Here is a 13,394-nt window from a genome sequence, read left to right as displayed (position 1 = left end):
AGGCGGAGGCAGCCCTCCGCCACAGAGGTTACTGTTTCGCGCGCTCTTCCAGCATGGCGACCGCCGGCAGTTTTTTGCCTTCCACAAACTCCAGGAAAGCGCCGCCGCCGGTAGAGATATAGGAGATTTTATCTTCAATACCGAAGAGGTCGATGGCAGCCAGCGTATCACCGCCGCCTGCGATAGAGAATGCGTCGCTGTCGGCGATGGCTTTCGCGACAATTTCGGTGCCTTTGCGGAAGTTCGGGAACTCAAAGACGCCAACCGGGCCGTTCCACAAAATAGTTTTGGCTTCTTTCAACAACTTAGCCATTGCTTCCGCCGTTTCGTCGCCGAAGTCCATGATCTCTTCATCATCTTTTACTTCGGAGACTTTCTTCACGGTAGAAGGCGCAGTTTCAGAGAATTCCGTGCCGACGCGGGAATCGGTTGGCACCGGGATTTTGTATTCGTCGCGCAGTTTTTTCGCCGCATCAACAAAATCTGGCTCATACAGGGATTTGCCAACCTTGTTGTCGATAGCGACAAAGGTGTTGGCGATGCCGCCGCCCACAATTACCGTGTCGGCGATTTTCACCAGCGAGTTCAGCACGTCGAACTTGGTAGAGACTTTAGAACCGCCAACTACCGCCACCATTGGGCGCGCCGGCTCTTTCAGCGCTTTGCCCAGCGCTTCCAGCTCGGCGGCCAGCAGCGGGCCTGCACAGGCTACAGGCGCGAATTTGCCCACGCCATGGGTAGAAGCCTGAGCGCGGTGCGCGGTGCCGAAGGCGTCCATAACGTAGATGTCGCACAGCGCGGCATATTTTTTCGACAGCGCCTCGTCATCTTTTTTCTCGCCTTTATTGAAGCGAACGTTTTCCAGCACCACCAGCTCGCCTTCTGCAACCTCAACGCCGTCCAGATAATCTTTCGCCAGACGCACCGGCGAAGAGAGCTTCTCTTTCAGGTAGTTCACCACCGGCAGCAAAGAGAACTCTTCGTTGTACTCGCCTTCGGTCGGACGACCCAGGTGAGAAGTGACCATCACTTTCGCGCCCTGCTTCAGCGCGGCTTCGATGGTAGGCAGCGAAGCGCGGATACGTGCGTCAGAAGTGACTTTGCCTTCTTTAACCGGCACGTTTAAATCAGAACGAATCAGTACGCGTTTCCCGGCAAGATCCAAATCGGTCATTTTAATTACAGACATGGTGAGTCCTCTCGTTGATTCTCTAAATTTTAAAGGCGCAATCCGCGCCCTGGCTGAAACCGCTGGCGGCCATTGCTAACGTGGTGTCGATCATGCGGTTAGCAAAGCCCCATTCGTTGTCGCACCAGACCAGCGTTTTGATCAGGTGCTGACCGCTGACCCGCGTTTGCGTGCCGTCCACAATGGCACTGTGCGGATCGTGGTTAAAATCAATGGAGACTAACGGTAATTCCGTATAGTCAACTATACCACTAAATGCCTCTTCTGATGCGTTTCGCAGCAGCGCGTTGACTTCGCAGGCCGTGACCGGCGTACGTACGCTGACGCTTAAATCAATGGCGGTCACGTTAATGGTAGGCACGCGTACGGCGATCGCCTCGAAGCGATCGTTGAATTTCGGAAAAATACGCGTAATGCCCGCAGCGAGGCGAGTATCCACCGGAATAATCGACTGGCTCGCCGCGCGAGTACGCCGCAGATCGCTGTGGTAGGCGTCAATAACCTGCTGATCGTGCATCGCGGAGTGGATCGTGGTGACGGTGCCCGACTCGATGCCAAAGGCGTCGTCCAGCAGCTTGATCACGGGAATAATGCAGTTGGTGGTGCAGGAAGCGTTAGAGACGATCAGGTCTTCCGGCCGCAGCGCCTTCTCGTTCACGCCATAAACCACAGTAGCGTCAAGATCGTTGCCGCCCGGATGGGAAAACAGCACTTTTTTGGCGCCGGCAGCCAGATGGGCTTCGCCGTCGGCGCGGCTGCCCCAAACGCCGGTGCAGTCCAGCACGATGTCGACGTTCAGTTCGCGCCAGGGTAAATCAGCGATATCGGCGTGATGCAGAATGCGGAGCGTATCTTCGCCGACCCAGAGCAGATCCCGTTCCTGACGAACATCCCAGGCGAACCGGCCGTGGCTGGTGTCATACTTCAGCAGATGCGCCATGCCGGCGGCTTCCGCCAGCTCGTTGATGGCTACGACGGTGATTTCGGCACGGCGTCCGGTTTCATAAAGCGCGCGCAGCACGTTGCGCCCGATGCGACCAAAACCGTTTATGGCAATACGAACCGTCATATCACTCCTGCATGCAAATTCAGTGTAAAACCGGAGCGTTAGCCTGAGCCAGACGTTGCCGTTTGTACAGGGAATTTTTGCCTTTCCGGACCGTATCTCCGGTGAGAATTCGCCCGTTCCAGTGCTTGTTGAAACGGTTCAGCTACAATAAAGACAATATGGAATAATTGGAATGCGCCAGATCAATCGACAGTGCGAAAATCTGACCTGCATCACATTTAAGTAAGGTTCTGCCTAAAAAATAGCCCAACCCTCGCCAACAAAGTAGTAAAGTGGCCGTTACTGACAGTTACCTACAGATAACTAGCTGGCGACAGGTTTTACGGAATCGTCTTATTTTTACAGCTTTTTATCAGAATTTTCTCTCTGACAATCGTTTCCAGGAAGGAGACGCCCACAGCAGCGCGCCACAGGCGCGGCTCGCTGTAGCAGGATCGGGAAGGATCCGGCGTCCTCTTCTGGCTATTAACAGTGCCGGACTATGAATTACAACCTGCTTTGGTATCTCTGGATAATTTGGGCTTCAGCACTGGTCGTCTATTCACTGAGCTGGGGCACGACGCTGTTGCTGATCCGCCAGCATCGGGGGCTGCTGATAGCGGCAGCCTCAGCCGTCGCTACCTGGCTTGCATTCAGGAAACTCACGTTAAATAAGGAAATAGTGATGTTTAAACGTAAAGAGAGCGCGCAACCGCTGACGCATTCCCCACTGAACTACACCGCGCCAGCGAAGGAAATTCCGACGCCGCCGACAGAGGACGATTTTGAAGAGAGCGTCTCCGCCGCAACGGTGGTCAATGTCGCCAGCGTACCGGCCGCGAATCTGACCACCATTCCGCAAACCTGCACCATTGTGGGCGAAGTCAGCGCGGCGGGCGATATTCATATAACCGGCAGCGTCAACGGCAAAGTGCAGTCGGATAAAACCGTGTTCGTGCAGAAAAATGGGCGGGTTGAGGGTGAAATCCGGGCGCAGCGCGCGGAGATTAGCGGCGAGTTAAAAGGGTTATGCCGCAGCCAGGAAGTAGCCATTAACGCTAACGGCTTTATTGACGGCACCATTGAGTGCGAATCGCTTTCGATCGACCAGCAAGGCAAGTTCTATGGCCACTCTAAACCCTATACGGAAAGAGAGCCGGAGAGTAACAACGTGGTGAAAAGCTTCGTGGAGCCACTGGTGCCGCCCAGCCAGGATTTTCACCTGCGGGACGCGCAATAAGGCAAGTTCGCCTGCGTAATGCAGGCGAACCTTAATCGTTACAGCAGCGCTTTCGCCTGAGCCACAACGTTATCTACGGTGAAGCCGAAGATTTCGAACAGCTTCTCAGCCGGAGCCGATTCGCCGAAGGTGGTCATGCCGACGACCGCGCCGTTCAGGCCGGTGTACTTGAACCAGTAATCCGCAATACCCGCTTCAATCGCCACGCGCGCGCTGACTGCTTTCGGCAGCACCGCTTCGCGATAAGCCGCGTCCTGCTTTTCAAACGCGTCCGTAGAAGGCATAGACACCACGCGCGCCTTACGCCCTTCCGCGCTCAGCCGCTCGTAAGCGCCAACCGCCAGCTCGACTTCGGAACCGGTAGCGATCAGGATCACTTCCGGCGTGCCTTCGCAGTCTTTCAGGATATAGGCGCCGCGAGCGACGTTAGCCAGCTGTTCCGCGTCGCGATCCTGCTGCGCCAGGTTCTGGCGAGAGAAGATCAGCGCGGTCGGGCCGTCGTGACGCTCAATCGCATATTTCCAGGCAACCGCCGATTCCACCTGATCGCAAGGACGCCAGACGCTCATGTTCGGCGTCACGCGCAGGCTCGCCAGCTGCTCGACCGGCTGGTGCGTCGGGCCATCTTCCCCCAGACCGATAGAGTCGTGGGTATAGACCATCACCTGACGGATTTTCATCAGCGCGGCCATACGGGCGGCGTTGCGCGCATATTCCACAAACATCAGGAAGGTCGCGGTGTAAGGCAGGAAGCCGCCGTGCAGCGTGATGCCGTTGGCGATGGCGGTCATACCGAACTCGCGCACGCCGTAGTGGATATAGTTGCCCGCCGCGTCTTCATTGATCGGCTTAGAGCCAGACCACATGGTCAGGTTGCTTGGCGCCAGGTCAGCGGAACCGCCCAGATATTCCGGCAGCAGCTTGCCGAAAGCTTCCAGCGCGTTTTGCGAGGCTTTACGGCTGGCGATTTTCGCCGGGTTAGCCTGCAGCTGTTCGATAAATTTCTGCGATTCGGCCTGCCAGTTTTCCGGCAGCTCGTTTTTCACCCGGCGCTGGAATTCCAGCGCCAGTTCCGGATGCGCTTTAGCGTAGGCGGCGAACTTCTCGTTCCAGGCCGCTTCTTTCGCCTTGCCAGCCTCTTTAGCATCCCACTGCGCGTAGATATCCTGCGGGATCTCAAACGGCGCGTGGTTCCAGCCCAGCTGCTTGCGGGTCAGTGCGATTTCGTCTTCGCCCAGCGGCGCGCCGTGGGAATCGTGCGTGCCGGCTTTGTTCGGCGAACCGAAGCCGATGACGGTTTTACACATCAGCAGCGAAGGCTTGTCGCTGACCGCTTTCGCTTCTTCGACCGCTTTGCGAATCGCTTCCGCGTCATGACCGTCCACGCCGCGCACGACGTGCCAGCCGTAGGATTCAAAACGCTTAGCGGTATCGTCGGTGAACCAGCCGTCGATATGGCCGTCGATAGAGATGCCGTTGTCGTCATAGAAAGCCACCAGCTTGCCCAGCTTCAGCGTGCCGGCCAGCGAGCAAACTTCGTGCGAGATGCCTTCCATCATGCAGCCGTCGCCCATAAAGACGTAAGTATGATGATCGACAACATCATGGCCTGGACGGTTGAACTGCGCGGCCAGCGTGCGCTCGGCGATCGCCATGCCGACGGCATTAGCAATGCCCTGCCCCAGCGGGCCGGTAGTGGTTTCAACGCCTGCGGTATAGCCGAATTCCGGGTGACCTGGAGTTTTGGAGTGCAGCTGACGGAAGTTTTTCAGTTCTTCAATCGGCAGATCGTAGCCGCTGAGGTGCAGCAGGCTGTAGATCAGCATAGAACCGTGTCCGTTGGACAGCACGAAGCGGTCGCGGTCGGCCCACTGTGGGTTGGTCGGGTTGTGGTTCAGGAAATCGCGCCACAATACCTCGGCAATATCCGCCATGCCCATAGGCGCGCCAGGGTGGCCGGATTTCGCTTTCTGTACAGCATCCATACTTAATGCGCGAATGGCATTCGCAAGCTCTTTACGAGAAGACATGTATTACTCCAGGTCGGATTAGAGGCCTCGCCGTTGTTAACCTATTCTAATCAATCAGTTATCAGGCAAAGCTGCAAAAGACGTTTCACAATGTACATGAAAGAGCCGCCTCGTGTACATGGTGAAAAATGCAAATAAACAGCACCATACTTGCGTTTTTTGAACTATGGTACTATGTCTCCAGGCACAAGGAGTTAACACAGTGCCGGCATTCCTATCCTGCCCTTAACGACAGGTGTTTGTTTTTATTACCTTGTTATCTAATGGATGAAAATATGAAAATACCCGCATCACTGCTGGCCCTGACCGTGGCTACCGCACTTTCCGGCTGCCAGAATGTAGACAGCAACGCGCTGATGCAGTCCGGCGCCCAGGCTTTTCAGGCCGCTTCGCTCAGCAACGATGAAGTAAAAGAGCTCAGCGTGAAATCATGCGAGCAGATGGATAAAGAAGCGCAGATCGCGCCGGCCGACAGCGTTTACACGCAGCGACTGAATAAAATCGCCGCCGCGCTTGGCGACAATATTGACGGCACGCCCGCCAACTATAAGGTCTATCTGACCAAAGACGTTAACGCCTGGGCGATGGCCAACGGCTGCATCCGCGTTTACAGCGGGCTGATGGATATGATGACGGATAACGAAGTGGAAGGCGTGCTGGGTCATGAGATGGGTCACGTGGCGCTGGGCCATACCCGTCGCGCGATGCAGGTCGCTTACGGCACTACTGCACTGCGTACGGCTGCCGCTTCCGTCGGCGGTATTACCGCCACGCTTTCACAGTCGCAGCTGGGCGAGCTGGGCGAAAAGCTGGTCAACGCGCAGTTCTCGCAGAAGCAGGAATCGCAGGCGGACGACTACTCGTTCGATCTGCTGAAGAAACGCGGCATCAGTCCGCTGGGGCTGGAAACCAGCTTTGAGAAGCTGGCGAAGCTGGAAAACGGCAGCAGCAGCACCATGTTTGACTCGCATCCCTCTTCCGAATCGCGCGCGCAGCATATTAAAGAGCGCATCGCGGCCGGTAAGTAAAAGGAAAGGCCAGCCTTTCGGCTGGCCTTCAGGTTCGCGGCAGGCTGGAGCAGCCTCGCTGTTTTACTCGCCTTTATTTACTGCCTGCACGTGCAGCATATCCAGCGCCAGCGTCGCCGCAGCTAACGCGGTGATATCGGACTGATCGTAACCCGGCGCGACCTCCACCAGATCCATACCGACAATATTAAGTCCCTGCAGACCGCGCACCAGTTTGGTGGCTTTATCTGAAGTCAGCCCGCCAATTACCGGCGTGCCGGTGCCCGGCGCGTGAGCCGGATCCAGACAGTCGATATCGAAAGTCAGATAAACCGGCATATCGCCGACGATCTCTTTTACCTGCGCGATAATATCGTCCACGCTGCGATCGTTGACCTGCGCCGCATCCAGCACATTAAAGCCCAGCGACGCGTCGAACTCGGTACGGATGCCGATCTGCACGGAACGAGCCGGATCGATCAGGCCTTCCTGCGGCGCGGTATAGAACATGGTGCCGTGATCGAATTTCGGGCCGTTGGAGTAGGTATCGGTGTGCGCATCGAAATGTACCAGCGCCATCTTGCCGAAATGCTTCGCATGAGCGCGCAGCAGCGGCAGCGTGACAAAGTGGTCACCGCCAAAGGTCATCATGCGCTTGCCGTTGGCCAGCAGTTTTTCCGCATGGGCCTGCAGCTTATCGCTCATATCCTGCGAGTCGCCGAACGCGTACACCAGATCGCCGCAGTCAACGACTTTCAGGCGCTGACGCAGATCGAAGTTCCACGGCCAGCGACAGCCTTCCCAGGCCAGGTTAGTAGAGATCTGGCGGATAGCGCCCGGCCCCAGACGGCTGCCGGGACGACCGGAAGTGGCCGCGTCGAACGGTACGCCGGTAATGACCCATTCGGCGTCGCTGTCGTAAGGCTGGAAGTTAACCGGAAAACGCATAAAACCAAAGGCGTTGGAAACCAACGAATTATCGTACTGGTTGCCCAGAGTGTTATACATAAGATCCTCTCTTGCTGTCGGCCTGCCAGGCCTTGCTGTTTAAGATAAAAAAAATCCCTGCCGCGTCGTTAGGCCCGACGAGGAAGGGATTAGGGTCATTTAGCCGGGCTTTCGCCCTGGCGCGCAAGCGGCTAAGGCTTACTCATCTTCCAGATAAGTGTAGCCGTAAAGGCCTGCTTCAAACTCTTCGATAAACTGCGCGCGCAGCTCGTCGTCCAGATCGCTTTCGGCAATCTGCTTGCGGAAATGCGTCAGCAGCTCGTTGGGATCCAGCTGCACATATTCCAGCATATCCGCCACGGTGTCGCCTTCATCCGACAGCTGCACATCGACCCGACCATCCGCGTAGGCGTAAACGTCCACCGCTTCGGTGTCGCCGAACAGGTTATGCATGTTGCCCAGGATCTCCTGGTAAGCGCCGACCATAAAGAAGCCCAGCATCGGTGGATTATCCACATCGTACTGCGGCATAGGCATGGTGGTGGCGATACCGTCGCCGTCTACGTAGTGATCGATAGTCCCGTCGGAGTCGCAGGTGATATCCAGCAACACTGCGCGACGTTCCGGCTTTTTATCCAGCCCTTCCAGCGGCAGCACCGGGAACAGCTGATCGATACCCCACGCGTCCGGCATCGACTGGAACAGCGAAAAGTTGACGTAGATCTTGTCCGCCATTCGCTCCTGCAGCTCGTCAATGATCGGACGATGCGCGCGGTTGCCCGGATCCAGATGCTGCTGAATATAGTTACAGACGCTCAGGTAGAGCTGCTCCGCCCAGGAGCGCTGCTCAAGATTGTAGATCCCCTGAGAGTAGCCGGTATGGATATCAAACAGATCCATCTGGCTGTCGTGCAGCCATTCGCGCAGCGAGCGGCGGTTGCCCGGCTCGTGCATCTCCTGCCAGGTGTTCCACAGGCTGATAACTGGACGAGGCGCGTCTGCCGGCGGCGACTGCGGCGTGATGAATTCGTTGCGCTCCACGCCGATAATATTGGAAACCAGCACGGTATGGTGCGCGGTCACCGCGCGGCCCGATTCGGTAATCACCGTTGGATGAGGCAGATTGTGCTCTTCGCAGGCGTCGCCGATGGCCCAAATCACGTTGTTGGCGTATTCGTTCAGGCCGTAGTTGACCGAACAATCTGACTGCGAGCGCGTACCTTCATAGTCCACGCCCAGGCCGCCGCCGACGTCGAAGCATTGAATATTCACGCCCAGCTTCGCCAGCTCGACATAGAAGCGGGCCGACTCACGCACGCCGGTAGCGATGTCGCGGATGTTCGCCATCTGCGAACCAAGATGGAAGTGCAGCAGCTGCAGGCTTTCCATCCTGCCCGCCTCGCGCATAATTTCCACCAGTTTCAGCACCTGGGTCGCCGACAGGCCAAACTTCGATTTTTCGCCGCCGCTGGACTGCCATTTACCGGAACCCTGAGAAGCCAGACGCGCGCGAATACCCAGACGCGGCACCACATTCAGACGCTCGGCCTCTTCCAGCACCAGCTGTACTTCGGTCATCTTTTCCAGCACCAGATAGACCTTGTGGCCCATCTTCTCGCCGATCAGCGCCAGACGAATATATTCGCGGTCTTTATAGCCGTTGCAGACGATCACCGAACGGGTCATCCCCGCATGCGCCAGCACCGCCATCAGCTCCGCTTTGGAACCGGCTTCCAGCCCCAGCGGCTCGCCGGAGTTAATCAGCGATTCGATCACGCGTTTGTGCTGGTTAACCTTGATGGGGTAAACCAGGAAATAGTCGCCGCGATAGCCGTATGATTCCCGCGCGCGCTTAAACGCCGCGTTAATAGAGCGCAGGCGATGCTGCAGAATTTGCGGGAAGCAGAACAGCGCAGGCAGGCGCTGCCCTTCAGCCTCGCGCTCTTTGACCAGCTTCGCCAGATCGACGCGCGCTTCCGGCACGTCCGGATCGGGACAAACGCTGATATGTCCCAGCTCATTGACGTCGTAATAGTTATTGCCCCACCAGGCAATATTGTAGGTGCGCAGCATTTTGCTGGCATCTTGATCGCTCATGGCCACCTCCTGCATTGAGCGGAGTACACCCTGTTCGCCTGCTGACGAACCCTTAATCATCTTGCTGTCGTCAGACATCGCGAGCCTCGAATTTCAATGATACGGAACAGTTCACTACTATCGCAGGGAAAACCTGCGACAACAACCCATCGACTAGCGGGCAACTCAGCATAAAACGCTGAGACGCAGGGGATAGCAGAAGTATAACATTAAACACGCGCGGACTCCGGGAAGGGTCAACAGACTCAGCCAAGCCGAGGGGAAACAGCCTGAAAATTAGCGCCAACAGATGTCGGCATGATGACCGTTGCTACATCGGCAAGGCGCAAGCGCGCAAAGAGGATACGGCATATATTTTCGCGCGCCGGAATGGCGCAGAGAACCGCTGGCAATCATGACCGCATTCAGCTCCGCACAGGGAAACCGTAAAGGAAAAGCCGACGCGATATCTTTTCGCCGGCCTGTCTGGCGCTGCTCCGCACGGGACCGGGAGAGCCGCGGCGTTTTATACAACCCGTACGGCTGGAATGCAAAATTTAAATGTAAGGAACAGGGAAAGCCGCAGCAATTTTTGCTCCTCCTTACAAAATTCCCGCATTGTCCGCGTTAAAAAGTACTGGCAATCTGCTTAACGAGTAACCTAAAATAGCCGTCCAGATGTGAATCCATCTATACTGGTTAACTTCTAAGCGTCTTAAATAGTATTGTACTGCTCACGGCTTTGCCTGAGGGGGCGCAAAGAGAAAAACCGTTTCTTTTTAGCGCTATGCAGTCGGTCCCAACCCGTTTCAGTAAGGTAAAGAATAAATGGCTAAACACCTTTTCACCTCCGAGTCCGTTTCAGAAGGACATCCCGATAAAATCGCCGATCAGATCTCTGATGCCGTGCTGGACGCCATCCTTGAGCAGGATCCCAAAGCTCGCGTCGCTTGTGAAACCTATGTGAAAACCGGCATGGTGCTGGTTGGTGGCGAAATTACCACCAGCGCCTGGGTGGATATCGAAGAGATTACTCGTAACACCGTGCGTGAAATCGGCTATGTTCATTCCGATATGGGCTTTGACGCCAATTCGTGCGCCGTGCTGAACGCCATCGGCAAGCAGTCGCCGGATATCAATCAGGGTGTGGATCGCGCCGATCCGCTGGAACAGGGCGCGGGCGACCAGGGCCTGATGTTCGGCTACGCCACCAACGAAACCGACGTGCTGATGCCTGCGCCGGTGACCTACGCGCACCGTCTGGTGCAGCGCCAGTCTGAAGTACGTAAAAACGGCACGCTGCCGTGGCTGCGTCCGGACGCGAAAAGCCAGATTACCTTCCAGTACGACGCGGGCAAAATCGTCGGCATCGATGCGGTAGTCCTTTCTACCCAGCACTCGGAAGAGATCGGCCAGAAAGATCTGCAGGAAGCGGTGATGGAAGAGATCATTAAGCCGGTTCTGCCAGCCGAGTGGATCAACGCCGGCACCAAATATCATATCAACCCGACCGGCCGTTTCGTTATCGGCGGCCCGATGGGCGACTGTGGCCTGACCGGCCGTAAGATTATCGTCGATACCTACGGCGGCATGGCTCGTCACGGCGGCGGCGCATTCTCCGGCAAAGACCCATCTAAGGTTGACCGTTCCGCGGCCTACGCAGCGCGTTATGTTGCGAAAAACATCGTGGCCGCAGGCCTGGCTGACCGCTGTGAAATCCAGGTTTCCTACGCTATCGGCGTGGCGGAGCCAACGTCAATCATGGTGGAAACCTTCGGTACAGAGAAAATCTCTACCGAGCAGCTGACCCTGCTGGTGCGCGAGTTCTTCGATCTGCGCCCTTACGGCCTGATCCAGATGCTGGATCTGCTGCACCCTATCTACCGCGAAACCGCGGCTTACGGTCACTTTGGCCGCGAGCATTTCCCGTGGGAAAAAACCGACAAGGCCGCACAGCTGCGCGAAGCGGCTGGCCTGAAGTAAGGTTTCACCTATTGCAGCAAGGGCACCCAACGGGTGCCCTTTTTGCTGTCCGCTGACTGGCGGATTGGTAAACTCCGTGTAAACTTTTCCTGGCTCCGGCAGCAATGGGTGTTAACGGTTACATCCGGAAACATCGCGCAGCAGCTGATATTTAAGAATTTCCAGCCTTAACAAAGCTGGCGGAAATGCGCTATTTTCAGCGCTGTCCGATAGTGGGCCAGCAGGGAACCAGGAGAAGCTATTTAGTGCTATGCCTGAACGGTTATAAAGCGTAAGCGCGTGTGAAAACCTCTGTTTTCAGAAAGATCTGGTGTGTAACCGATTACACCACTGTGATCTGTCGCACAGTCTTTCGCGCCTGGTTTTTTTAACATTTATAAAAACAATATGCAGTACCACCAATATGGAGGCTTAAATGCCTGATAATAAGAAACAGAGCAGAACATCCAACAAGGCGATGACCTTGTTCGTTTGTTTACTCGCCGCGCTCGCCGGCCTGCTTTTCGGGCTGGATATCGGCGTAATCGCCGGCGCTTTACCTTTTATTGCTAAAGACTTTAACGTCACCGCTCATCAGCAGGAGTGGATCGTCAGCTCCATGATGTTCGGCGCGGCGGTCGGCGCGGTCGGCAGCGGCTGGATGTCTTCTCATCTGGGTCGTAAAAAGAGCCTGATGATCGGCGCCGTCCTGTTTGTGATCGGCTCGCTGTGGTCGGCGATGTCCGGAAGCGCGGATATGCTGATTGTTGCTCGCGTACTGCTGGGCCTGGCCGTTGGCGTCGCTTCCTATACCGCTCCGCTCTATCTTTCCGAAATTGCACCGGAAAAAATTCGCGGCAGCATGATCTCCCTGTACCAGCTGATGATTACTATCGGTATCCTGGGCGCCTATCTTTCCGATACCGCTTTCAGCTATACCGGCGAATGGCGCTGGATGCTGGGCATTATCACTATTCCGGCCGCGCTGCTGCTGGTTGGTGTCTGTTTCCTGCCGAACAGCCCGCGCTGGCTGGCCGCTAAAGGTAACTTCCGCGACGCCCAGCGCGTGCTGGATCGCCTGCGCGACACCAGCGAACAGGCGAAACGCGAGCTGGATGAAATCCGCGAAAGCCTGAAGATCAAGCAGTCGGGCTGGAACCTGTTCCAGAACAACAGCAACTTCCGTCGCGCGGTCTGGCTGGGTATTCTGCTGCAGGTGATGCAGCAGTTCACCGGCATGAACGTCATCATGTACTACGCGCCGAAAATCTTTGAAATCGCGGGCTTTACTAACACCACCGAGCAGATGTGGGGCACCGTTATCGTTGGCTTAATCAACGTGCTGGCGACCTTTATCGCTATCGGTCTGGTGGACCGCTGGGGCCGCAAGCCGACGCTGAAACTGGGCTTTATGGTGATGGCGGTAGGCATGGGCGTACTGGGTACGATGCTGCATATGGGCATTCACTCTTCCGGCGCGCAGTACTTCGCTATCGCCATGCTGCTGATGTTTATCATCGGTTTCGCCATGAGCGCCGGCCCGCTGATTTGGGTACTCTGCTCTGAAATTCAGCCGCTGAAAGGCCGCGATTTCGGCATCACCGTCTCGACCGCGACCAACTGGATTGCCAACATGATTGTTGGGGCGACCTTCCTGACCATGCTGAACACGCTGGGCAACGCCAATACTTTCTGGGTCTACGCCGGTCTGAACGTGGTCTTTATCATTCTGACCATTATGCTGATTCCGGAAACCAAAAACGTTTCTCTGGAACATATCGAACGCAACCTGTTGAGCGGCAAAAAGCTGCGCGATATCGGTCAGCGCGATTGATCCTTGCTGGCCGGGGCAACCCGGCCAGCTTCATTGAATTCCCCCGCCGCACATCGTATT

10 protein-coding genes are annotated in these 13,394 nt (G+C 56.3%); 4 read left to right on the top strand and 6 right to left on the bottom strand.

Annotation, left to right across the window (positions count from 1 at the left end; genetic code table 11):
- Nucleotides 1-28: 28 nt before the first annotated feature.
- Entirely contained in the window at nucleotides 29-1,189 is a 1,161-nt protein-coding gene (gene pgk, locus MKZ79_RS10365; protein WP_336141798.1) for a phosphoglycerate kinase, read from the bottom strand.
- Between the two features lie 22 nt (nucleotides 1,190-1,211).
- Nucleotides 1,212-2,258 carry an erythrose-4-phosphate dehydrogenase gene (gene epd, locus MKZ79_RS10360; RefSeq protein WP_336141797.1) on the bottom strand — a complete coding sequence of 349 codons (1,047 nt, stop codon included), beginning with the start codon at nucleotides 2,256-2,258 and terminating at the stop codon, nucleotides 1,212-1,214.
- 481 nt (nucleotides 2,259-2,739) lie between these two features.
- On the opposite strand from epd, the gene MKZ79_RS10355 reads away from it, so the two are divergent.
- Entirely contained in the window at nucleotides 2,740-3,477 is a 738-nt protein-coding gene (locus tag MKZ79_RS10355; protein WP_336141796.1) for a bactofilin family protein, read from the top strand.
- A gap of 38 nt (nucleotides 3,478-3,515) precedes the next feature.
- On the opposite strand, the gene tkt is transcribed toward MKZ79_RS10355, so the two are convergent.
- Nucleotides 3,516-5,507: a transketolase gene (gene tkt, locus MKZ79_RS10350; protein WP_336141791.1), complete on the bottom strand. Its 1,992-nt coding sequence runs from the start codon at nucleotides 5,505-5,507 to the stop codon at nucleotides 3,516-3,518.
- Nucleotides 5,508-5,782: 275 nt separating this feature from the next.
- Between tkt and MKZ79_RS10345 the strand changes: the two genes are divergently transcribed.
- A complete protein-coding gene (locus MKZ79_RS10345; protein ID WP_336141789.1) occupies nucleotides 5,783-6,535 on the top strand; it encodes a M48 family metallopeptidase in 753 nt (250 codons plus the stop codon).
- A 63-nt stretch (nucleotides 6,536-6,598) separates the two neighbouring features.
- Here MKZ79_RS10345 and speB read toward each other — a convergent pair whose 3' ends face one another.
- From speB to MKZ79_RS21245, 3 genes are all read right to left on the bottom strand, one after another.
- The gene (gene speB, locus MKZ79_RS10340; protein WP_336141787.1) at nucleotides 6,599-7,522 is read right to left on the bottom strand and encodes an agmatinase; all 924 of its coding nucleotides are present in this window, start codon (nucleotides 7,520-7,522) and stop codon (nucleotides 6,599-6,601) included.
- Between the two features lie 138 nt (nucleotides 7,523-7,660).
- The gene (speA, locus tag MKZ79_RS10335) at nucleotides 7,661-9,637 is read right to left on the bottom strand and encodes a biosynthetic arginine decarboxylase (RefSeq protein WP_336141785.1); all 1,977 of its coding nucleotides are present in this window, start codon (nucleotides 9,635-9,637) and stop codon (nucleotides 7,661-7,663) included.
- The gene (locus MKZ79_RS21245) at nucleotides 9,630-9,731 is read right to left on the bottom strand and encodes a virulence promoting factor (RefSeq protein WP_442897146.1); all 102 of its coding nucleotides are present in this window, start codon (nucleotides 9,729-9,731) and stop codon (nucleotides 9,630-9,632) included. The genes speA and MKZ79_RS21245 overlap by 8 nt, the downstream gene beginning before the upstream one ends.
- 635 nt (nucleotides 9,732-10,366) lie before the next feature.
- Between MKZ79_RS21245 and metK the strand changes: the two genes are divergently transcribed.
- Both metK and MKZ79_RS10325 read left to right on the top strand, forming a co-directional pair.
- Nucleotides 10,367-11,521 (top strand): methionine adenosyltransferase, encoded by a 1,155-nt coding sequence (gene metK, locus MKZ79_RS10330; protein ID WP_336141782.1) that lies wholly within the window; start codon nucleotides 10,367-10,369, stop codon nucleotides 11,519-11,521.
- 415 nt (nucleotides 11,522-11,936) lie between these two features.
- A complete protein-coding gene (locus MKZ79_RS10325; protein WP_336141780.1) occupies nucleotides 11,937-13,334 on the top strand; it encodes a sugar porter family MFS transporter in 1,398 nt (465 codons plus the stop codon).
- The last annotated feature ends 60 nt before the right edge of the window (nucleotides 13,335-13,394 follow it).

The organism is Erwinia sp. CGal63 (genome assembly GCF_037026505.1).
Classification (GTDB): Bacteria; Pseudomonadota; Gammaproteobacteria; order Enterobacterales; family Enterobacteriaceae; genus Erwinia.
The sequence above is the reverse complement of the archived record's forward strand: the minus strand, read 5'-3'. Positions and strand labels throughout refer to the sequence as shown.